18 protein-coding genes are annotated in these 20905 nt (G+C 68.2%); 12 read left to right on the top strand and 6 right to left on the bottom strand.

What is annotated here, in order from left to right:
• Positions 1-111: 111 nt before the first annotated feature.
• Positions 112-750, bottom strand: a complete 639-nt coding sequence (locus tag B4920_RS20470; RefSeq protein ID WP_079436539.1) for a hypothetical protein — start codon at positions 748-750, stop codon at positions 112-114.
• A 228-nt stretch (positions 751-978) separates the two neighbouring features.
• A complete protein-coding gene (locus tag B4920_RS20465; RefSeq protein ID WP_079436538.1) occupies positions 979-1179 on the bottom strand; it encodes a hypothetical protein in 201 nt (66 codons plus the stop codon).
• A gap of 35 nt (positions 1180-1214) precedes the next feature.
• On the opposite strand from B4920_RS20465, the gene B4920_RS20460 reads away from it, so the two are divergent.
• Together B4920_RS20460 and B4920_RS20455 are read left to right on the top strand one after the other, a co-directional pair.
• Entirely contained in the window at positions 1215-3467 is a 2253-nt protein-coding gene (locus B4920_RS20460; RefSeq protein WP_079436537.1) for a hybrid sensor histidine kinase/response regulator, read from the top strand.
• Between the two features lie 60 nt (positions 3468-3527).
• Positions 3528-4283 carry a hypothetical protein gene (locus tag B4920_RS20455; protein WP_079436536.1) on the top strand — a complete coding sequence of 252 codons (756 nt, stop codon included), beginning with the start codon at positions 3528-3530 and terminating at the stop codon, positions 4281-4283.
• 223 nt (positions 4284-4506) lie between these two features.
• Here the strand turns inward: B4920_RS20455 and phaP are convergent, their stop codons facing one another.
• Positions 4507-4998: a TIGR01841 family phasin gene (gene phaP, locus B4920_RS30565; protein ID WP_079436535.1), complete on the bottom strand. Its 492-nt coding sequence runs from the start codon at positions 4996-4998 to the stop codon at positions 4507-4509.
• Positions 4999-5097: 99 nt separating this feature from the next.
• The gene (locus tag B4920_RS20445) at positions 5098-5760 is read right to left on the bottom strand and encodes a TetR/AcrR family transcriptional regulator (RefSeq protein WP_079436534.1); all 663 of its coding nucleotides are present in this window, start codon (positions 5758-5760) and stop codon (positions 5098-5100) included.
• Positions 5761-5966: 206 nt separating this feature from the next.
• Between B4920_RS20445 and B4920_RS20440 the strand changes: the two genes are divergently transcribed.
• The 3 genes from B4920_RS20440 to adeC are packed head-to-tail and all read left to right on the top strand — an operon-like array spanning position 5967 to position 11742.
• Positions 5967-7163, top strand: coding sequence for an efflux RND transporter periplasmic adaptor subunit (locus B4920_RS20440; protein ID WP_079436533.1), 1197 nt, complete (start codon positions 5967-5969; stop codon positions 7161-7163).
• A gap of 12 nt (positions 7164-7175) precedes the next feature.
• Positions 7176-10340 carry an efflux RND transporter permease subunit gene (locus tag B4920_RS20435; RefSeq protein ID WP_079436532.1) on the top strand — a complete coding sequence of 1055 codons (3165 nt, stop codon included), beginning with the start codon at positions 7176-7178 and terminating at the stop codon, positions 10338-10340.
• 1 nt (position 10341) lies between these two features.
• Entirely contained in the window at positions 10342-11742 is a 1401-nt protein-coding gene (gene adeC / locus B4920_RS20430; RefSeq protein WP_079436531.1) for an AdeC/AdeK/OprM family multidrug efflux complex outer membrane factor, read from the top strand.
• Between the two features lie 21 nt (positions 11743-11763).
• On the opposite strand, the gene B4920_RS20425 is transcribed toward adeC, so the two are convergent.
• A complete protein-coding gene (locus tag B4920_RS20425) occupies positions 11764-13134 on the bottom strand; it encodes an amidase (protein ID WP_079436530.1) in 1371 nt (456 codons plus the stop codon).
• Between the two features lie 349 nt (positions 13135-13483).
• Between B4920_RS20425 and B4920_RS20420 the strand changes: the two genes are divergently transcribed.
• The 7 genes from B4920_RS20420 to B4920_RS20390 are packed head-to-tail and all read left to right on the top strand — an operon-like array spanning position 13484 to position 20388.
• Complete coding sequence (locus tag B4920_RS20420; protein WP_079436529.1) at positions 13484-14251, top strand: GntR family transcriptional regulator; 768 nt, start codon at positions 13484-13486, stop codon at positions 14249-14251.
• Between the two features lie 3 nt (positions 14252-14254).
• Entirely contained in the window at positions 14255-16012 is a 1758-nt protein-coding gene (locus B4920_RS20415; RefSeq protein WP_079436528.1) for a fumarate reductase/succinate dehydrogenase flavoprotein subunit, read from the top strand.
• A 15-nt stretch (positions 16013-16027) separates the two neighbouring features.
• On the top strand, positions 16028-16273 hold the full coding sequence (locus B4920_RS20410; protein WP_079436527.1) for a ferredoxin family protein: 246 nt from the start codon (positions 16028-16030) through the stop codon (positions 16271-16273).
• A 24-nt stretch (positions 16274-16297) separates the two neighbouring features.
• Entirely contained in the window at positions 16298-17713 is a 1416-nt protein-coding gene (locus B4920_RS20405) for an ABC transporter substrate-binding protein (protein ID WP_079436526.1), read from the top strand.
• Positions 17710-18504 (top strand): ABC transporter permease, encoded by a 795-nt coding sequence (locus tag B4920_RS20400; protein WP_079436525.1) that lies wholly within the window; start codon positions 17710-17712, stop codon positions 18502-18504. The genes B4920_RS20405 and B4920_RS20400 overlap by 4 nt, the downstream gene beginning before the upstream one ends.
• The gene (locus B4920_RS20395) at positions 18501-19385 is read left to right on the top strand and encodes an ABC transporter ATP-binding protein (RefSeq protein WP_079436524.1); all 885 of its coding nucleotides are present in this window, start codon (positions 18501-18503) and stop codon (positions 19383-19385) included. Before B4920_RS20400 ends, B4920_RS20395 begins: the two co-directional genes overlap by 4 nt.
• 19 nt (positions 19386-19404) lie before the next feature.
• The gene (locus B4920_RS20390) at positions 19405-20388 is read left to right on the top strand and encodes a HEAT repeat domain-containing protein (protein WP_079436523.1); all 984 of its coding nucleotides are present in this window, start codon (positions 19405-19407) and stop codon (positions 20386-20388) included.
• Between the two features lie 16 nt (positions 20389-20404).
• Here the strand turns inward: B4920_RS20390 and B4920_RS20385 are convergent, their stop codons facing one another.
• On the bottom strand, positions 20405-20833 hold the full coding sequence (locus B4920_RS20385; protein WP_079436522.1) for a helix-turn-helix domain-containing protein: 429 nt from the start codon (positions 20831-20833) through the stop codon (positions 20405-20407).
• Positions 20834-20905 lie beyond the last annotated feature (72 nt).

Raw genomic sequence — 20905 nt, 5'->3', positions numbered from 1 at the left:
GCCGGATGACAGCGCGGTAACGGAACGGTGTCGGAACGATGGCAATCGGACCTTGTTTGCGCCAGGTCAACCGCGTCGCCCTTCAGACCATCGGTTGAGTGCTTGCCCGCCTCAATACACGCCGTAATTGAAGGCCAGTTCGATGCGCTGGCTGCGGTTCAGCCCTTCCAGCCCGACGAGGCGCTTGCCGTTGCTGCGCAGGCCGTAGCGCTGCTCGATCTCGGCCAGGTAGCGCGACGCGCGGCGGAAGCGCCCCTCGTAGGTGGCCACCGGCAACAGGTAGAGGTGGGATGTCCAGTACAGCTCGCCGGGCGCCACCGGCAGGCCACTGAGCTTGCGCGCGTAGTCGCTGACGCGGGCGTCGGTATAGATGACCAGCGCGTTGTAGCCTATGTCTAGCGTGAAGTCGTAACGTCGCCGGCGGTCCGGGATGAAAACGCTCCAGCCGTCCCGCGAGAAGGCGTGGGGCGCCACGTCCACCAGTTGCCCGCCCGGCGCCAGCCATACGGAATGGAAGGTGAAGCCGTGGGCGCCCTGCTGCGGCCCGGCGTGGGCCGGCAGGCTGTGCAGCCAGCCGAAACACTGGCGCCCGCCCGACGCCGCCACCGTGTCGCGCACCACCGCGTGGCAATACACGTCGCTGCCGGCCTCGCCGGCGCCCCGGTGGCGGATGCGCAGCGGCGCGCCGCCGGCAAAGTCGCGCAGGCGCTGGTCGACGACGGGCGGCAGCAGGGCGGCGGACGGGGCCATGGCGGATGAACGGTGTGACGGGGGGCGGAAGCTAACATGCACTATCGCCCAGCTTCCACTGCGCCGGCCAGATATCTTCTCTCCGCCGTGCGCGGTCTTCTCTCATGCGTGCACGAAGAGCTTCGCGGCCGTGACGAAGAGCGTGCACGCGCTGAAGTTCTTCGTACACGGCGCGTAGCTCATCTTCGGCGCGGTAATGTTCTTCGTGCACCGTGCGTAGTTCATCTCTCACGCGTGCACGAAGAACTTCGGGCCGGCTGAGTTGAGCGTGCACGGCCGTGAGATGAAGTACGCGGCACCGATGTTCATCGTGCACGCTGCGAAGTCGAACATTGCCGGCCAGACGTTCAACATTGGCGGGGCAACGATGAAGACGTGCGGCGTGGCGGCGTGCAAGGGGGTGGGCGGAGCGTTATGATCGGCGCGCATTTCGATCCCGAGATTCAGAGGCCCAGTCGATCCCCATGCGGACTTTCTTGTCGTCGTCCGAGCATTCGAAGCGTGAAGGCCCATCCAGCGCAGACGGCACACGCCCGGCCGGCCGCGTGCATGGGCGCTTTGCATCCAGGCTGTCGTGCTGCAAGTCCTTCGGCGGCTTCCTGTTGTTTGCGATCGGCGTGCTGGTGCTGCTCGGCTTCTTCCTGGCGGAGAGCTACCAGGGCCAGACCCGGCTGGCGACCGCCAATGCGCGCAATCTCGTCGAGGTGCTCGAAGCACGGCTGGACGTGTCCCTGCGGCGTACCGAGACGACGCTCGCGGCGCTGGCGGCGGAGGTCCCCGCCGCGGCCCTCGATCTGGCCGCCCGGGAGCGCTACGCAGCGGAGCTGCACCGCAAGCTTGTCGCCTGGGCCCAGCGTTTTCCGGAGATCAGCGGGCTGCGCCTGATCGACCGGGACGGCAATGTGCTGTATCTGTCGGAGAGTCTCGCCACGGGTACGCCGCCGAGTGCGCGCGGGCGCAGTTATTTCGAGGTCCTCAAGGCGCAGCCGGATCATCCGCTGTTCTTTTCGGAGGTCAGCGTCGGGCGCATCAGCCACCGGCCGCAGCTCTTTGCCGCGCTGCCGATCCGCGATGCCCAGGGGCGCTTCGTGGGGGCGGCGATGGCGCCGCTCGAACTGGATTATCTGGCGACGCTGGTGGACGCCATCGACCTCGGCGAACACGGTGTCGTCACCTGGCGGCGCAGCGACGATGCGCGGCTGGTGATGCGCATCCCGCTGCGGCCCGAGGCGGTCAATCAGGCCCTCACCAACAACCCGATGCACATGCGCATCGAGCAGGGCGACCGGAAGGGGATCATCCGTTTCGAGGCGGCGCTCGACGGACGGGAACGCATCTATGCGTACAAGCGGGTCGGTGCCTATCCCTTCTATGTGGCAGTGGGGCTGGCGACGGGGGATTTCCTCGCCGAATGGTGGCGCACGGCGCTGATTTCGACGGTATCCACGCTGGCCTGTCTGGCTCTGCTGGCCGTGCTGTTGTGGCGGCAGATCCGCTACCGGCAGGATCTGGAGGACACGGTGGCCCGCCGCACCGGCGAACTGCTGCAGGCCACACGGGCGGCGGAGAGCGCCAACCTGGCCAAGAGCGCCTTCCTGGCCAACATGTCCCACGAGATCCGCACACCGCTCAACGCCATCATCGGCATGGCCCACCTGCTGCGCCGCGGCGGCCTGAACGTGCGCCAGACCCAGCAGCTCGGCAAGCTGGAGGCGGCAGGCGTGCATCTGCTGCACATCATCAATGCGGTGCTCGAACTGAGCAAGATCGAGGCTGGCAAGCTCAGCATGGATGAGGTGCCGCTGCGCGTGGAGCGCATCGTCGGGGCGGTGGTGGACATGATCCGCGGGCCGGCGGAGGCGCGCCAGCTGCGGCTCGACCTGCAGCTGCAGTTGCCGGCCTGCGTACTGCTCGGCGACGCGACCCGCCTGCAGCAGGCCCTGCTCAACTACGCCAACAATGCGGTGAAGTTCACCGAGGCCGGCCACATCGCGCTGCGCGTCGACACGCTGGAGGAGGAGGCGGACAGCGTGGTGCTGCGCTTCGTCGTCGAGGACAGCGGGGTCGGCATTGGGGCGGAGGCCATGCCGCGCCTGTTCAACGTGTTCGAGCAGGCCGACAACAGCATGACGCGCAAGTACGGCGGAACGGGCCTCGGGCTGGCCATCACGAAGAAGATCGCCCAGCTGATGGGCGGCGATGCCGGCGCCAGCAGCGTGCCGGGGCAGGGCAGCACCTTCTGGTTCACCGCCCGCCTGCGCAAGGGCGCACAGGACCTGGCGACGGCGATGGCCGACGTGGCCGAGACGGCGGAGCAGCGCCTGACGCGCCGCCACACGGGGCGCCGCATCCTGCTGGTGGAGGACGAGCCGGTCAATCGGGAGATCATGCTGGGCCTGCTCGGCGATGTGGGCCTGACGGTGGAGGCCGCCGAGGACGGCGTGCAGTGCTTGAACATGGTGACCACCACCGACTATGCGCTGATCCTGATGGACATGCAGATGCCCGGCATGGACGGCCTCGAAGCCACCCGCCGCATCCGCGCGCTGCCCGGCCGGCGGGCCGTGCCGATCCTGGCCCTCACCGCCAACGCCTTCGCCGAAGACAAGGCGCGCTGCCTGGCAGCCGGCATGAACGATTTCATCGCCAAGCCGGTGGCTCCGGACGTGTTGTTCGCGCTGCTGGACCGCTGGCTGGAGCAGGCCGGCGGGACGTGAGCCCCGTCTTCGGGCTGCAGATCGTGCAGTCTGGCATGGGCTTTGCTGGAAATCGTTCCCATGAAATCACGACTTTGCCAGCTATCCTGGGGGCTGCTCGCGGGAATCGGGCTGATCCATTCGCTCTCCGCGTCCGCCGCCGCCGACACGGAGCCCGTGCAGGAACTGGGTGTCGTCACGGTGAAGAGCCAGACGCCCACGTTGTTTCCATACCGTAAGGCGTGGCGCGCTTTCGAGGTCTTCGCGCAGCACCATCAGCTGGCGCCGGACGCGTCGCTGCGCTTCGTGCTGGCGCTGCGCGACCGGCAGGTCGATGGCGCAGCGGACAACATGCTGGCGCTGCATCTGGTGAGCGGCAATGCCTCGCTCCCGATCGCGCTGGATGCCGAGCGCCGTTTTGCCCTGCCGCGGGACCAGCAGGCCTGGGACGACAATGCCGACCTCATCGTCAATCGCAAGCCGGGCCTGTATATCGGCCTGCCCGACATCCGTACGCCGGGCGTGCCGGACAATGCGCGGCGTCTCGGTGATCTGCGTCTGCAATGCGAGATCGGCTGGGCCATCGTCAAGGACGATGTGGGCCTCCTGCAGCGGACCGCGTTCGCGGTGTTGGGCGGCCCGTGCCATACGTCGATGGCGCGGATCGGCATTCGGGCGCCCAGACGCCTGGTCGGCGCTACCTTGATTGCCGGGGAGCGGCGCGAGCCGCTGGACGCGAAGCGGATCATCGCCAATGGCCGTTTCTTCGCCGCGCCCTACCATGACGGCAGCTGGCCGGACGATACGCTGGTGGAATTCCAGTACGCCGCGGAGTAGGGCTGCCGCAATCCGCCCGGGGAGCACGTGCCCTTGCCTGTGGCGGGGGCAGCAGCCGGGCCGCAGCGCTGTGCGCTTCGATACAGCGCAGGGGCGTGTGAATGACCCATGCCGTGCGCCGCCGGAGCGTATCTACCGGGCCTTTCTCGATCCCGCCGCGATGGCCAAGTGGCTGCCGCCCCATGGCTTCACCGGCACCTACCTGGAGCTGGACTCCAGCCGCTCAGCGGCGTTTGCCGGCCGGTTTGCTGTGCAGGCGGGCATCCGCCTGCTGGGCCATGTCGAGCATGGTGTCGCGGGATTTGACGGCTGCATCCAGCATGGTCCTGACCATCTCGCCGACGATCGTCGGGCCTGCCGTCAGCGCAGACGCCGGCGCGGCCTGTGTGCCTGACGGGGCCGGGCGGACGGTGAGGAGTTCGGCCAGTTCATGCTGGTTGGCGGCAACCACCTCGTTGAAATCGCCGGCATAGCCGATGACCTGGTCGATGAACTGCTCGGTCAGCGCGATCTGTGCTGCGTTCCAGGTCTGGAGGTCGCGGGCCCTGGCCAGGGTCTGCACCGTTTCCAGATTGCCCTCCATCAGCGACTGCGCCGCCTTGAGGTTGAGCGAGATCAGGCGCTGGGCGCACACGAAGGTGCCCTGGTAGAAGGACATCAGGTCGTTGAGCCGGCCCGCGCCAGCCGGCGCGTAGAGGTTCTGCAGCGGGAACATGGGCACCTCACCGATGTGTTGTCGTGGGAGCCCCTAAGCTACGCTTTTTTCGGCGGGCGGAGCTTGCTCGATGTCAATGACCGTGTGCGCCGGAGGCGTTCAGGCGGTCTTTCCGACAGCAGCCTTGCCGGCGGTCTTGAAGATCAGCTCTTCGAGGATGTGTTCCAGCACGCTGCGCAGCGGCGACAGCAGGATCTGTGGATCGAGGTCCGGGTTGCGGATCATGCGCACCGTGAGGCCTTCGAAGACCGCATACAGCACTTCCAGCGGCCCTTCCATCTGGGCTTCGGAGCAGTTCACGCCGCGGAACTGCAGGCCTTCGCGGATGAGTTCGACGAGGCGCTCGCGGGCGGTGCGGTCGGCGGTGTGCACGATGGTGGCGACGCCCGGATTGCGCGCCGCCTCGGCGACGATCTCGAGCATCAGCGGCGCGTCGTCGTTGTCGAGGTCCGCGGTGCAGTGCTGGATGTCGTCCACCATGGCCCGCAGGATGTCGCCGTCGGCACTGGCGGAACGGATGCGCTGGGTGATGGTCAGCAGGTTGAGCAGATCGCGCTCGACGATCGCCGCGATGATCGCTTCCTTGTTCTCGAAGTAGTGGTAGATGTGGCCGACGCTCATGCCGGCGGCCTTCGAGATCTGCGCCATGCTGGCGCCGTGGAAGCCCTGGCGGCGGAAGCACTCGGTGGCGGCGTTGAGCACCTGGGCCTTGCGGGCGTCGGCGCGGGATTGTTCCTGCTGGGCGTAAGTCTGTGTGTTCATGGCTGTTTTCTCCTCGTCCTCGTGTCATGGGGCGACCCTTGCGTTGAGGGTCTGCCATCTTTAGGCGTTTGCTTGTATGGCAAATTCTAATATAGAATGAGCGTTCGAACTAGAATGAGCGTTCATTCTTTTATGGGCGCCGAATATTTTTTGCTCTCCCCAACGGGCTGATTTGGCGCCCACTCTAGGCAGGAAAGGTGTTGGATATGCAGATCGAAATGAACAGGGCGGTGCGTTCCGCCGGGCTTCTGCTGGCGCTGGGCAGCGTGATCCTGAGCGGCTGTGGCGAGCCGAAGGCTGCCGGTGAGCAGCACCCGATGGGGCCCGCCGAAGTTGGTGTGGTGGACATCCAGCCGCAGAAGGTGGCGCTGACCACCGAGCTGGCCGGCCGCACGGCTGCATACATGGTTTCCGAGGTGCGGCCGCAGGTCGGCGGCATCATCCAGAAGCGGCTGTTCACCGAAGGCGGCGATGTGGCCGCCGGGCAGCCGCTGTACCAGATCGATCCGGCCACTTACCAGGCGGCCTTCGAGAGCGCCAAGGCCAGCCTCGCCAAGGCCGAAGCCAACCTGGCGAGCACGCGCAGCAAGGCGTCCCGTTACGAGGAGCTGGTGACCATCAAGGCTGTGAGCCAGCAGGATTACGACGACGCCCAGGCCGCCCTCAAGCAGGGCCTGGCCGATGTGGCGGCGGCCAAGGCGGCGGTCGAGACGGCGCGCATCAATCTGGCCTACACCAAGGTCGCCGCACCGATCGCCGGGCGCATCGGCCGTTCGACGGTGACGCCGGGCGCGCTGGTGACGGCCAGCCAGCAGACCGCGCTGGCCACCGTGCAGCAGCTCGACCCGATCTATGTGGACGTGACCCAGTCCAGCGCCGAGCTGCTGCGCCTCAAGCGCGACCTGGCCAGCGGCCAGCTCAAGAAGGCCGGCGCCGGCCAGGCGGCGGTCAAGCTGGTGCTCGAGGACGGTAGTGCCTATCCGCTGCCCGGCAAGCTGCAGTTCTCCGACATCACCGTGGACCAGAGTACCGGCACGATCACGCTGCGCGCCGTCTTCCCCAACCCGAAGGGCGACCTGCTGCCCGGCATGTACGTGCGCACGGTGCTCGAAGAGGGCGTCGACGAGCAGGCCATTCTGGTGCCGCAGCAGGGCGTCAGCCGCGACACCAAGGGCAATCCGACCGCGATGGTGGTGGGCGCCGATGGCAAGGCCGAACAGCGCGTCCTCAAGACCAGCCGGGTGCTGGGCGACAAGTGGCTGGTCAGCGACGGCCTGAAGGCCGGCGACAAGCTGATCGTCGACGGCTTGCAGAAGATCCGTCCGGGGGCACCGGTCAAGCCGGTGGCGGCCACCAAGGCCGAGGCGCCGACGCCGGCCGGCCCGGCGGTCGTGGCACGCTAAGGGAGTACGCGCATGTCCCGTTTCTTCATCGACCGGCCCATCTTCGCGTGGGTCATCGCGATCGTCATCATGCTCGCCGGCGTGCTGGCGATCCGCACGTTGCCGATCTCCCAGTACCCGCCGATCGCCCCGCCCGCGGTGTCGATCAGCGCGACCTACCCCGGCGCCTCCGCCAAGACCCTGGAAGACACCGTCACCCAGGTGATCGAGCAGAAGATGAAAGGCATCGATCACCTGACCTACATGTCGTCGGCCAGCGACTCGTCGGGTTCGGTGACGATCACCCTGACCTTCGACGCCGGCACCGACCCGGACATCGCCCAGGTGCAGGTGCAGAACAAGCTGGCCCTGGCCACCCCGCTGCTGCCGCAGGAAGTGCAGAAGCAGGGCGTGCAGGTTGCCAAGGCCACCAGCAACTTCCTGATGGTGGTCGGCTTCGTGTCGGAAGACGGCAGCCTCAGCGACATCGATCTGGGGGACTACGTCGCCTCCAACGTGCAGGACATCGTGGCGCGCATCAACGGCGTCGGCGAGACCCAGCTGTTCGGCAGCAAGTACGCGATGCGCATCTGGCTCGATCCGGCCAAGCTGCACAACTACAAGCTGACCCCGGCGGACATCAGCGCCGCCATTACCGCCCAGAACGCTCAGGTCTCCGCCGGCCAGCTCGGCGGCATGCCGTCGCCGAAGGGCCAGCGCCTGAATGCGACGATCACTGCCCAGAGCCGCCTGCAGACGCCCGAGCAGTTCGGCGCGATCCTGCTGCGTACCACCGCCGACGGTGCCTCCGTGCGCCTGCGCGACGTGGCGCGTATCGAGCTCGGCGGCGAGTCCTACGACGTGGTGGCGCGCTACAACGGCAAGCCGGCTACCGGCCTGGCGATCAAGCTCGCCACCGGCGCCAACGCACTGGACACCGCCGATGCGGTGAAGGCCAAGCTGAACGAGCTGTCCAAGTTCTTCCCGCCGGGCGTGAAGGCGGTGGCGCCCTACGACACCACGCCCTTCGTGAAGGTCTCCATCGAGGAAGTGGTGAAGACCCTGGTCGAAGCCATCGTGCTGGTCTTCCTGGTGATGTACCTGTTCCTGCAGAACTTCCGCGCCACGCTGATCCCGACCATCGCCGTGCCGGTGGTGTTGCTCGGCACCTTCGGCGTGCTCTCCGCGGCCGGCTTCTCGATCAACACGCTGACCATGTTCGGCGTGGTGCTGGCCATCGGCCTGCTGGTGGACGATGCCATCGTGGTGGTGGAGAACGTCGAGCGGGTGATGAGCGAGGAAGGCCTGTCGCCGAAGGAGGCGACGCGCAAGTCGATGAACCAGATCACCGGCGCGCTGATCGGCATCGCGCTGGTGCTGTCGGCGGTGTTCGTGCCGATGGCCTTCTTCGGCGGTTCCACCGGCGTCATCTACCGCCAGTTCTCGATCACCATCGTGTCGTCGATGGTGTTGTCGGTGGTGGTGGCGCTGGTCCTTACGCCAGCGCTCTGCGCAACGCTGCTGAAGCCGGTGGAGAAGGGCCACACGGCCGGTGAGGGCGGCCTGCTGGGCGGTTTCTTCGGCTGGTTCAATCGCGCCTTCGAGCGCAGCAACGAAGGCAGCCGCTCCGTCGTTGCCCGCATGCTGGGCAGCAGCAAGCGCTACCTGCTGATCTACGGCCTCATCGTAGTCGGCATGGGCGCGCTGTTCCTGCGCCTGCCGACCGCCTTCCTGCCGGAAGAAGACCAGGGTTTCCTGATGTCCCAGGTGATCCTGCCGGCCGGCTCGACCGCCGAAAGCACGCTGGCGGTCATGGAGAAGGTCGAGCACCACTTCATGGAAGACCAGAAGGAGGCCGTGGATTCCATCTTCACCGTTACCGGCTTCAGCTTCGCCGGCAGCGGCCAGAACAACGGGATCGCCTTCATCAACCTGAAGGACTGGAGCGAGCGCAAGCGTCCCGACCTGAAGGTGGCGGCGGTGGCCGGCAAGGCGATGGGTTATTTCTCCACCTTCCGCAACGCGATGGCCTTCGCCTTCGCGCCGCCGGCGGTGGTGGAACTCGGCAACGCCAGCGGCTTCGACTTCCAGCTGCAGGACCGCGCCGGCCTCGGCCACCAGGCCTTGATCGACGCCCGCAACCAGCTGCTCGGCATGGCGGCGCAGAACCCGCTGCTGGTCGGCGTGCGCCCCAACGGCCAGGACGATACCCCCGAGTACAAGCTCGACATCGACCACGCCAAGGCCGGCGCGCTGGGCCTGTCCCTGGCCGACATCAACAACGCCCTGCAGACCGCCTGGGGCAGCGCCTACGTCAATGACTTCATCGACAAGGGCCGCGTCAAGCGGGTCTACCTGCAGGGCGACGCCTCGGCACGCATGCAGCCGGAAGACCTGAACAAGTGGTACGTGCGCAACAGCAACGGCGCCATGGTGCCTTTCTCGTCCTTCGCGTCGGCCCACTGGGCCTACGGCTCGCCGCGTCTGGAGCGCTACAACGGCCTGCCGTCGGCGGAGATCATGGGTTCCGCGGCGCCCGGCCACAGTACCGGCGAGGCGATGGTGGCGATGGAAGAAATGGCTTCCAAGCTGCCGGCCGGCATCGGTTTCGAATGGACCGGCCTGTCCTACCAGGAGCGCCTGTCCGGCTCCCAGGCGCCGGCCCTGTACGCGATTTCGCTGCTGGTGGTGTTCCTGTGCCTGGCCGCGCTGTACGAAAGCTGGTCCATCCCGTTCGCGGTGATGCTGGTGGTGCCGCTGGGGATCATCGGTGCGCTGCTGGCGGCGATGATGCGCGGGCTGTCCAACGACGTGTACTTCCAGGTCGGCCTGCTGATGACCATCGGCCTGTCGGCGAAGAACGCGATCCTGATCGTCGAATTCGCCAAGGAGCAGATGGAGCACGGCAAGGGCCTGATCGACGCGACGCTGGAAGCAGTGCGCCTGCGCCTGCGGCCGATCGTGATGACTTCGCTGGCCTTCATCCTCGGCGTGCTGCCGCTGGCCATCTCCAACGGTGCCGGTTCAGGCGCGCAGAACGCCATCGGCACCGGCGTGATCGGCGGCATGCTGTCCGCCACCGTGCTGGCCGTGCTGTTCGTGCCGCTGTTCTTCGTGGCCGTGCGGCGGGTGTTCCGGGGCAAGATCGCTCCGGACGCCGCCCAGGCCGAATCCATCCCCGCCCAGGAGGTGCGCTGAGATGCCCCGCATGACTCTTCTCGCCGCGGCGCTGGCCTCCGCCGTGCTGGCCGGCTGCGCCACGCTGGCCCCCGACTACGCGACGCCGGCCGCGCCGGTGCCGCAGCAATGGCCGGCCGACGCGGGCGCCGCCACCGGTGCCGCCGCGGCCGACATCGGCTGGCAGGACTTCTTCACCGATGCCCGCCTGCGCCAGCTCATCGCGCTGGCTCTGGACAACAACCGGGATCTCCGCGTCGCCGCCCTCAACATCGAGAAGGCCCGCGCCCAGTACCAGATCCAGCGTGCCGACCTGTTCCCCACCGTGCAGGCGACGGCCGGCGGCACCGGCCAGCGCACGCCGGCCAGCCTGTCCACCACCGGCCAGGCGATGACCACCCACCAGTACACCGCCGGCCTCGGCTTTGCGTCCTACGAGCTGGATTTCTTCGGCCGCATCCGCAGCCTCAAGGACCAGGCCCTGTACCAGTTCCTTGGCACCGAGGAAGCCCGGCGCAGCGCGCAGATCAGTCTGGTGGCCGAGGTCGCCAGCGCCTATCTGACGCTGGTCGCCGACAACGAGCGCCTGAAGCTGGCCGAGGAAACCCGCGCCAGCCAGCAGAGTTCCTACGACCTCACCAAGCGCCGCTTCGAACTCGGCAGCGCGTCGGAGCTGGACCTGCGCCAGGCCCAGACCAGCGTCGACTCGGCGCGCGTGGACGTCGCTCGCTACACCGGCCAGCTGGCCCAGGACCGCAACGCGCTGGCGCTGCTGCTCGGCGGCCCGCTGCCCGACGAGCTGGCCCAGCCGGGCGAACTGGGCAGCGTCTCGGCGCTGGCCGGCGTGCCCGACGGCGTGCCGGCGGACGTGCTGCAGCGGCGCCCCGACGTGCTGCAGGCGGAACGTGCGCTGCAGGCTGCCAACGCCAACATCGGTGCTGCGCGGGCGGCCTACTTCCCGAGTATCACATTGACCGCCAAGGGTGGCGTCGCCAGCAGCCAGCTGTCCGAGCTGTTCAAGGGCGGCGCCGGCAGCTGGAGCTTCTCGCCGCAGATCACCCTGCCGATCTTCGACGCCGGGCGGATCAGTGCCAACCTCAAGGTTGCCGAGGCGGACCGGGCGATCGGCCTGGCCCAGTACGAAAAGGCCGTGCAGACCGCCTTCCGCGAAGCCGCCGATGCGTTGTCGCTGCGCACCCCGCTGGAAGGCCAGCTGGCCGCCCAGCAATCCCTCGTCGATGCCACCGCGGCCAGCTACCGCCTGTCCAAGGCGCGCTTCGACAAGGGCGTGGACAGCTACCTGGCGGTGCTCGACTCCCAGCGCGCCCAGTACAGCGCCGAGCAGAGCCTGATCACCGTCCGGCTGGCCGGGCTGAGCAACCAGGTCACGCTGTACAAGGTGCTCGGCGGCGGCGCGAAGTAAGCGCCTGCCTCGCGCCCCGCGTCACAGCAGGGCGCTCAGGTGCAGGATCGGGAAGGCCTGGTGGCGCTCCAGTGCCCGGGCCGCCCGCAGTACGCGCAGGTCGGCGAACTGCGGGCCGACGATGTGCAGTGCCACCGGCAGGCCGTTGCTGTCGATGCCCGCCGGCACCGCTGCCGCCGGTTGCTGGGTGAGGTTGAACGGGGACAGGAAGGGCGCAGCCGGCGCCGTGCCGAGCCGCGGCACCGGCTGCGAGGTGACCGGCGTGACGAGCAGGTCGTAGCGCTGGTGGAAGCGGCGCAGGCTGGCTCCCAGCGCCGCGCGCGCCTGGTGGGCGGCTACCACGTCGGTCAGACTGTGCTGCTCCGCCTTTTCGACCGATTCCCGGATCGCCGGATCGACCAGCGCCAGCCCGGCGGCGCCGATGTCCCGGCGCAGGCGCACCGCCCGCTCGGCGGCCAGCGCATCGAGGATGGGTGCCGGGTTTTCGAAGCCCGGGTCCACTGCCTCGACGATCGCGCCCAGGTCTGCCAGGCGTGCCGCCGCCCGGTCCACCACCGCGGCGATGCCCGCATCCACCTTCAGATAGCCCAGCGTGCGGCTGTAGGCGATGCGCAGGCCCTTGATGCCGTTGTCGAGGCCGGCCGTCCAGTCGCCGATGTCCTTCGGCAGGCTGCTCCAGTCGCGTACGTCCGGTGCGGCGATCACGTTGAGCAGCAGTGCCGCGTCGGTGACATTGCGGGTCAGCGGGCCGATGTGGAACAGGCTACCGTTGTGGGCGGCCGGATAACCCGCCACCCGTCCGTAGGTGGGCTTGAAGCCGAACACCCCGTTCACCGCCGCCGGCTGGCGGATCGAGCCGCCGCCGTCGGTGCCGACCTGCAGTGGCCCCAGGCCCAGTGCCGCGGCCACCGCCGCGCCGCCACTGCTGCCACCGCTGGCGTACTGGCGGTCCCAGGCGTTCGGCGTGATGCCGGCCAGCTTCGTCTCGGTGAGGCCCTTCCAGCCGAACTCGGCGGTCTGCGTCTTGCCGAGGATCACCGCGCCGCTCTCGCGCAGCCGTGCCGCCGCCGGTGAGTCTTCGCCGGCCGGCGTGTCGGGCGTGGCGAGGCTGCCCTTGCGGGTCGGAAATCCCTTCACGTTGAGCAGATCCTTGAAGGCCACCGGAATCCCGTCCAGCCCGCCGAGGGGCTTCTGGCGCTGCCAGCGCGTCTCCGAGGCGCGGGCCTGGACCAGCGCGAACTCCGCATCCACCGCACGGTAGGCGTTGTAGTGGGGCTGCAGGCTGTCGATGCGGGCCAGCACCGCGCGGGTCACGTCGACGGGGGAGACCTTGCGGCTGCGGTAAAGGCCGAGCAGGGTGTGGGCGCTGAGTTGGGTCAGGTCGGTGGGCATCGGGTTGTCTCGTGGGGGGAGCGGAATGAGGCCCGTGCGGCGCAAGTTCCATGCCCCGTAGATAGACGTCCGTTGCGGTGCTGCCTTTTCGCTGCGCACTGAAGGGCTTAGCGCACTGGCGGCTATTCCGGGTGCGCCGGCCCGGCCCTGCCGGCTGCACGGAAAACAGCACATCCCTGATGCGCCGCCAGCATCGCGCCGGCAGACCAGGCGGGTGAATCGATTCCGCATATCAGGAGACGCGTAGTGAATGCTTTTTCTTATGTGTTCATATCGTTCGCATTTCTTTTCAGTTCCGGATTTTGATCTGGATCAATAAATTGGTCTCAGCTTGTTATGACGAGTTGAGATGTCCTCCACTGAACTGCAAACCTCCCGGCCGGAATTTGCCGATGTGCCCTTGTACCGGCAGATCAGCAAGGCACTGCGCCTGCGCATCCTCGACGGCGACTGGCCGGCAGGTACCCGCCTGCCGTCCGAGAGCGAACTGGGCGCCCAGTTCGACGCCAGCCGCATCACCGTGCGCCAGGCCATCGGCGCGCTGCAGCAGGAAGGCCTGATCTACACCCGGCAGGGCAGCGGCAGCTTCGTCAGCCGCCCAAAGGCCTTCCAGAACGTGAGCCGCCTGCAAGGCTTTGCCGAGCAGATGGGCAGCCACGGCCACGAGGTGCGCAACCGCCTGCTGAGCCTCGCCGAAGTGGTGGCCGATGCGCGGGTGGCGGCCCGCCTCGGCGTCGCGGAGGGCGCGACGGTCATCGAGATCCGCCGCCTGCGCCTGCTCGACCGGGAGCCAGTGTCGGTCGAACTGACCTGGCTACAGCGGGACCTGGGCCTGCAGGTGGCACGGGCCGACCTGGAGGGGCGCGACATCTTTGTCATTCTCGAGAACGACTGCGGCGTGCCGCTGGGCCAGGCCGAACTGGCCCTGGATGCGGTGGCCGCCGATACCGAGCTGGCCAGCCGGCTCAATGTGGCCCGGGGGGCGCCGCTGCTGCGCGTCGAGCGCCTGACCCACGACCACGCCGGCCGTCCCGTGGATTACGAGTTCCTGTACTTCCGCGGCGACACCTTCCAATACCGATTCAAGGTGGATCGCGATCCATCCTCTGCGGAGTGAGTTATGCCCAACGACATTAAGGTCATCGAAAGCGAATACGACGTAGTGGTGGTCGGCGGCGGAACCGCCGGCCCGATGGCCGCCATCAAGGCCAAGGAGCGCAACCCCGATGCGCGCGTGCTGCTCCTCGACAAGGCCCACGTGAAGCGCAGTGGGGCGATCTCGATGGGCATGGACGGCCTCAACAACGCCGTTGTGCCGGGCTATGCGACGCCCGAGCAGTACACCAAGGAAATCACCATCGCCAACGACGGCATCGTCAACCAGGCCACGGTGTATGCCTACGCCAAGCACAGCTTCACCACCATCGAGCAGCTCGACCGCTGGGGCGTGAAGTTCGAGAAGGACGCCAACGGCGACTACGCGATGCGCAAGGTGCACCACATGGGCACCTACGTGCTGCCGATGCCGGAAGGCCACGACGTCAAGAAGGTGCTCTACCGCCAGCTCAAGCGGGCGCGCGTCGAGATCACCAACCGTATCGTCGCCACCCGCCTGCTGACCGCCGCCGACGGCAGCGTCAACGGCGTGATGGGCTTCGACTCGCGCACCGCCGAATTCCACGTGATCCGCGCCAAGGCGGTGGTGCTGGCCTGTGGCGCCGCCGGGCGGCTGGGCCTGCCGGCTTCCGGCTACCTGATGGGCACCTACGAGAACCCCACCAACGCCGGCGACGGCTACGCCATGGCCTACCACGCAGGGGCCGAGCTGGCCAACCTGGAGTGCTACCAGATCAACCCGCTGATCAAGGACTACAACGGCCCGGCCTGCGCCTATGTGACCGGTCCGCTGGGCGGCTACACCGCCAACAACCGCGGCGAGCGCTTCATCGAGTGCGACTACTGGAGCGGCCAGATGATGCTGGAGTTCTACCAGGAACTGCAGAGCGGCAATGGCCCGGTGTTCCTCAAGCTCGACCACCTGGCCGAGGAGACCATCCAGACCATCGAGACCATCCTGCACGGCAACGAGCGGCCGAGCCGCGGGCAGTTCCACGCCGGCCGCGGCACCGACTACCGCCACCGGATGGTCGAGATGCACATCTCGGAGATCGGCTTCTGCAGTGGCCACAGCGCCTCCGGCGTGTATGTGAACGAGCGCGCCGAAACCACGGTGCCGGGCCTCTACTCGGCTGGCGACATGGCCGCGGTGCCGCACAACTACATGCTCGGGGCCTTCGTCTATGGCTGGTTTGCCGGCGTCAATGCGGCCGAGCGCGCCGCCGCCATCGACTTCGCACCCATCGACGCGGAGCAGGTCGAGCGGGAGAAGGCGCGCATCTTCGCGCCGCTGCTGCGCGAGCACGGCCTGCCGCCGCTGCAGGTGGAATACAAGCTGCGCCGCTTCGTGAACGACTACCTGCAACCCCCCAAGGTGACCCGCAAGTACGAGATCGCGCTGGAGCGCTTCGCCGAGATCCGCGAAGACCTGCAGCAGCTCAAGGCGGCGGACGCCCACGAACTGATGCGCTGCGCCGAAGTGGCGGCGATCCTCGACTGCGCCGAGATGGCCGCCCGCGCCTCCCTGTTCCGCACCGAGAGCCGCTGGGGCCTGTACCACCTGCGCGTCGACCACCCCGAGCGCAACGACGCCGAGTGGTTCTGCCACGCCCATCTGAAGAAGGGCGCCGACGGCCGCATGAGCCACCTCAAGCGCCCGGTCGAGCCCTACATCGTGCCCATTGCCGAGCAGGAAAAGGACGCCTACGACCGCCTGCGCCTGAACCCGACGACGGCCGCCCGGGCCGTCGCCACCGCCTGATTTCCGGAGATACCCATGGCTTTCCAACCCCGAAGCATCGCCCAGTACAGCGAAGCGGCGGTCACCGTAGACCTCGACAAATGCATTGCCCACAAGGGCTGCACGGTGTGTATCGACGTGTGCCCGATGGACATCCTCGACATCGACCCCGCCACCGGCAAGGCCTACATGAAGCGGGACGAGTGCTGGTACTGCCTGCCGTGCCAGAAGGACTGTCCGACTGGCGCGATCCAGGTCGCGATTCCCTATTTGCTGCGCTAACCCCAACCGACGGATGACCCATTCATGCGATTTTCGACCCTGACCAAGACTGCTGCTGCGGCGCTTGCCGCGATGACCGTAAGCCTGGCCGCCCATGCCGAAACCCTGCGCGTGGCGATCGGCACCCAGGACACCACGATCAACTGCGCCACCGGTGGGCTGCTGATCCGCGAGCTCAAGCTGCTCGACAAATACCTGCCGAAGGACGGCAAGTACAAGGGCGTGCAGTACGACATCCAGTGGAAGAACTTCACCTCTGGCGCGCCGCTGACCAACGAGATGGTGGCCGACAAGCTGGACATCGGCACGATGGCCGACTTCCCCGGCTCGGCCAACGGCGCGGCCTTCCAGAAGGCCGGCAAGAAGAGCCTGTTCATCACCGTACTGTCCGGCAGCACCGAGGGCAGCGGCAACGGCGTGGTGGTGCCGAAGGACTCCACCGTCACCTCCCTCGCCGAACTGCGCGGCAAGACCATCTCTGTGCCCTTCGCCTCCGCCGCCCACGGCATGCTGCTGCGTGCGCTGAAGAGCCAGAAGATCGACCCGGAGAAGGACGTCAACATCGTCACCCAGGCGCCGGAAGTCGCCGGCCCCGCGCTGCAGGCCGGCAAGATCGACGCCCACGCCGACTTCGTGCCCTTCGCCGAGCTGTTCCCCTACCGCGGCTTCGCCCGCAAGATCTACGACGGCGTCCAGTCGTCCACGCCGACCTTCCACGGTTCGCTGGTGAACGCCGAGTTCGCCAAGAAGTACCCGGAAGTGGTGGTGGCCTTCCTGCGCGCGGCCATCGAGGCCGACCGCCTGTTCGCCAGCGACCCCGAGAAATACAGCGAGCTGATCGAGAAGACGACCGGCATCGAGGCGCCGGTGAGCTACCTCTTCCACGGCCCCCTCGGCCTGCAGACCCGCGACTTCACCTGGAAGCCCGAGTACCGCCAGGCCCTCAAGACCTCCATCGACACGCTGCACCTGATGCGCCGCATCGACGTGACGCTGGACCCGGCCACCTTTGTGGACGACCAGTACATCCGCGCCGCCTTCAAGCAGGCCGGCCTCAACTACGATGCCCGCCTGAAGAACTACGACAAGCTGCCCCTCAAGGCCAACGACGCGCTGACCGGCAAGCCGATCACCGACTTCAAGCGCCTGGCTGGCTTGTGGGTGGCCGGCGAGCCGAAGGTGCGCCACTACGCCAGCATCGGCAACGCCTTCCAGGATCTGCGTCGCCTGGAGCAGTCCGGCAAGAGCGTGCGTGCGGTGTATGTGCATGACCTGATCCACCACATCAAGCTGCTGGCGCCGACGGCCTGGTTCGCCCGCGACGCTCAGGGCGAGGTGAGCGCCTTCCTGCAGAAGGACGCGGCGGTGGCTTACGCCTCGGCCAACAAGGGCCAGCTGCTCGACTTCGCCGCCCTAAAAGCGGCCGGGGGCGGCCGGTGAACGTCTCCGATCGCCCTTCGGCGGGGCGGCGCCTGCTGCCCGCGCTGTCGCTGCTGGCCTGCGTGGCCCTGTGGCACCTGGCCGCGTCCCGGCACCTGAACCTGGGCCTGGTGACCTTCCAGAACGTGCCGCAGCCGCTGGAAGTGCTGGATGCCGCGTGGGCCCTGCTGCAGTCGCCGAAGCTCCAGTACCACCTGGGCAGCAGCCTCAGCCGAGTCCTGTCGGGATTCGTGCTGGCGGCCGTTGCCGGGGTCGGGCTGGGACTGGCGATCGGGCGTTTCCACTGGGTCCGGGAGACGCTGATGCCGCCCCTCGAGGTGGCCCGGCCGATCCCGGCGGTGGCCTGGATTCCCTTGTCGATCCTGATGTTCCCGTCCTCGGAGGGCAGCATGATCTTCATCACCTTCGTCGGCGCGCTGTTCCCGATCCTGCTCAACACCATCCACGGCGTGCACGGCGTCGACCCGCGCCTCATCGCCTCGGCGCGCAGCCTCGGCACGCGCCGCTGGGGCATCTTCCTGCGGGTGATCCTGCCGGCCGCCGCGCCGTCGGTGCTCACCGGGCTCAGCATCGGCATGGGCACCTGCTGGTTCTGCCTCGTCACCGCCGAGATGATCTCCGGGCAGTACGGCATCGGCTACTACACCTGGGAGTCCTACACCGTCCAGAACTACGCCAACATCATCGTCGGGATGCTGCTCATCGGCCTGCTCGGCATGGGCAGCAGTGCCCTGCTGCACCGCGCCGGGCAGGCCCTGATGCCCTGGTATCGCCCCGGAGGCCGCGCATGAACGCCGTACTGAAACTGTCCGATCTGTCCCCGGCGGAGCCCGCCACCGGCAGCCTGGAGATCGAGCGGGTGTCCGTCGAGCTGGGCAGCGGCGCGGCGCGCTTCACCGCCCTCGACGACGTGTCCGTGAGTATCCGGCCCGGCGAGTTCGTGTGCCTGCTGGGGCCGTCCGGCTGCGGCAAGTCCACGCTGCTGGGCGGGCTGGCCGGCCACTTGGCGCCGTCCAGCGGGCGCCTGCTGCTCGACGGCCAGCCCATCGCCGGGCCCGGCCCGGAGCGCGGCCTGGTGTTCCAGCACCACACCCTGTTCCCGTGGCTGACGGTCCTCGACAACGTCGCCTACGGCCTGCGCATGCGCGGCGTGCCGCGCGCCGAACGCCGCGCCCAGGCCCTGACCTGGCTCGCCGAGGTGGGCCTGCAGGGCTTCGAGAACAGCTACCCCAATGCCCTCTCCGGCGGCATGCAGCAGCGCGTGGAGATCGCCCGGGTGCTGATCAACCAGCCCCGCGTGCTGCTGATGGACGAGCCCTTCGGCGCCCTCGACGCGCTGACCCGCCTGAAGATGCAGGAGCTGCTGCTGGCCCTGTGGGCCAAGCGCCGCATGACCGTGGTGTTCGTCACCCACGACATCGACGAAGCCCTGTTCATGGCCGACCGCATCCTCGTGATGAGCGCCCGCCCGGGGCGGGTGGTCGAGGAGATCCGGGTGCCGGCGGAGCGCCCGCGCACCGCCGAATGGCTGACCGGCCCGAGCTTCATCGAACACAAGCGCCACTGCCTGTCCCTGCTGCGGGACTCCGCGCCGGCCGTGCCGCTGGCGCGGCTGTCGCCCCTCAGCGAGCCCTCGGGCGACGCGGCGGATAGCACCGCCTATTCCGATTGACCCCTTGAAACCGATTCCCATGACTGTGCCCCTTCTCTCCGCCGACGACGCCGACCTGGCGGCCCTGCTGCCGCGCCTGCAGTCCGATGACGCCACGGTGCGCCGCCTGGCCCTGATCGAACTGGCCGAACTCGAAAACGAAGACCACGCGCCGTGGCTGGCCGCCGCGCTGGCCGACCCCGACCCGGTGGTGCGCGCCGAAGCCGCCGACCGCCTCGCCTACTGGGAAAGCCCGCAGACCGTTACGGCGCTGCTCGGCGCGCTGGACGATGCCGCCGAGCCGGTGCGCCACGCCGCCGCCCACAGCCTGGCCGAGATCCGCCTGCCGGACAGCGGCCGCTTGCTGCTGCCGGCCTTGTCCAGCTCCAGCGCCTTTGTGCGGGCCAGCGTGCTGCGCGCGGTGCGCGAGCTGCGCCTGGCGGAAAGCTGCGCGCCGGCGCTGGCCGCCGCCGAGGCCCCGGAGGCCGAGGTCCGCCGCGAGGCAGTGGGTGTGCTCGGCTGGCTCAAGCGCAGCGAGGCGCTGCCGGCGCTGACCCGTCTGGCCGGGCACGATCCCGATCCCGAAGTACGCCGCGCCGCCGTCGGCGCCCTCGGCCTGGCGCCGGACGCCAGCGTGCTGCCGGGCCTGCTCGGCGCGCTCAAGGACGAGGTCTGGCAGGTGCGCGAGGAAGCCGCGACGACCCTCGGCAAGCTCAAGCTGGCCGAGGCCGTCGACGCGCTGATCGCTGCGCTGGAGGACGACTACTGGCAGGTCCGCCTGCGCGTCGCCCGCACCCTCGGCCGCCTGCAGGACGAACGGGCGGTGCCGGCCCTGGCCGGCTCGGCGCTGGTCCATTCGTCCGCCAACCTGCGCAAGGAAACCGCGCTGGCTCTCGGCGAGATCGGCGCCGCCAGCGCCCTGGCTGCGCTGGAGCAGGCCCAGCAGGATTCCGACCCCGATGTACGCAAGGCCGCCCGCCTGGCCATCGGCCAGATCCAGCTGCGTGCCGGCGCGGCGGGCTGACGCGACCGCGGCCGGTTCAGGCCGCCACGCCTTCTTCCTGGCCCGCCCGCGCCTGCTGGGCGGCCAGGATTTCGGGCAGGTTCAGCTCGATCCAGTCGGCCAGCGCCTCGACCTTGCGGCCGATCTGCTCGCCCAGCGGCGTCAGCGTGTATTCCACGTGGGGCGGCACCACCGGGTAGGAGACCCGCGCGACGAAGCCGTCGCTCTCCAGCTGCTGCAGCGTCTGCGCCAGCATCTTCTCGCTGATCCCGTTCACCTTGCGGCGCAGGTCGCTGAAGCGGTGCGTGCCGCCGAGCAGGCCGACCAGCAACAGCACGCCCCAGCGGCTGGTCACGTGCTTCAGCACCTCGCGGGACGGACACTTCTCGGCGAACACGTCGCCGCGCCGCATCATCTCGGCCAGGGTCGGGCGGGCTTCGGCCCTGTCGTCGTGGTCTGCATTCATGATTGAACTTACCTTTTGGTGCGTACTTACTAAAAGTTAGTCAGGCAGATATTCTGCCGCTTCCTCTCTCCC

Source organism: Zoogloea sp. LCSB751 (assembly GCF_002028455.1).
GTDB lineage: Bacteria > Pseudomonadota > Gammaproteobacteria > Burkholderiales > Rhodocyclaceae > Zoogloea.
The sequence above is the reverse complement of the archived record's forward strand: the minus strand, read 5'-3'. Positions and strand labels throughout refer to the sequence as shown.

Bases quoted from the DNA above. Each gene is read 5' to 3' on its own strand.
- B4920_RS20440 (WP_079436533.1), top strand. From the start codon at position 5,967: ATGCAGATCGAAATGAACAGGGCGGTGCGTTCCGCCGGGCTTCTGCTG.
- B4920_RS20390 (WP_079436523.1), top strand. From the start codon at position 19,405: ATGACTGTGCCCCTTCTCTCCGCCGACGACGCCGACCTGGCGGCCCTG.
- B4920_RS20410 (WP_079436527.1), top strand. From the start codon at position 16,028: ATGGCTTTCCAACCCCGAAGCATCGCCCAGTACAGCGAAGCGGCGGTC.
- B4920_RS20395 (WP_079436524.1), top strand. From the start codon at position 18,501: ATGAACGCCGTACTGAAACTGTCCGATCTGTCCCCGGCGGAGCCCGCC.
- B4920_RS20425 (WP_079436530.1), bottom strand. From the start codon at position 13,134: ATGCCCACCGACCTGACCCAACTCAGCGCCCACACCCTGCTCGGCCTT.
- B4920_RS20415 (WP_079436528.1), top strand. From the start codon at position 14,255: ATGCCCAACGACATTAAGGTCATCGAAAGCGAATACGACGTAGTGGTG.
- B4920_RS20465 (WP_079436538.1), bottom strand. From the start codon at position 1,179: ATGCGCGCCGATCATAACGCTCCGCCCACCCCCTTGCACGCCGCCACG.
- B4920_RS20470 (WP_079436539.1), bottom strand. From the start codon at position 750: ATGGCCCCGTCCGCCGCCCTGCTGCCGCCCGTCGTCGACCAGCGCCTG.
- B4920_RS20420 (WP_079436529.1), top strand. From the start codon at position 13,484: ATGTCCTCCACTGAACTGCAAACCTCCCGGCCGGAATTTGCCGATGTG.
- B4920_RS20445 (WP_079436534.1), bottom strand. From the start codon at position 5,760: ATGAACACACAGACTTACGCCCAGCAGGAACAATCCCGCGCCGACGCC.
- B4920_RS20460 (WP_079436537.1), top strand. From the start codon at position 1,215: ATGCGGACTTTCTTGTCGTCGTCCGAGCATTCGAAGCGTGAAGGCCCA.
- B4920_RS20435 (WP_079436532.1), top strand. From the start codon at position 7,176: ATGTCCCGTTTCTTCATCGACCGGCCCATCTTCGCGTGGGTCATCGCG.
- phaP (WP_079436535.1), bottom strand. From the start codon at position 4,998: ATGTTCCCGCTGCAGAACCTCTACGCGCCGGCTGGCGCGGGCCGGCTC.
- adeC (WP_079436531.1), top strand. From the start codon at position 10,342: ATGCCCCGCATGACTCTTCTCGCCGCGGCGCTGGCCTCCGCCGTGCTG.
- B4920_RS20405 (WP_079436526.1), top strand. From the start codon at position 16,298: ATGCGATTTTCGACCCTGACCAAGACTGCTGCTGCGGCGCTTGCCGCG.
- B4920_RS20455 (WP_079436536.1), top strand. From the start codon at position 3,528: ATGAAATCACGACTTTGCCAGCTATCCTGGGGGCTGCTCGCGGGAATC.
- B4920_RS20385 (WP_079436522.1), bottom strand. From the start codon at position 20,833: ATGAATGCAGACCACGACGACAGGGCCGAAGCCCGCCCGACCCTGGCC.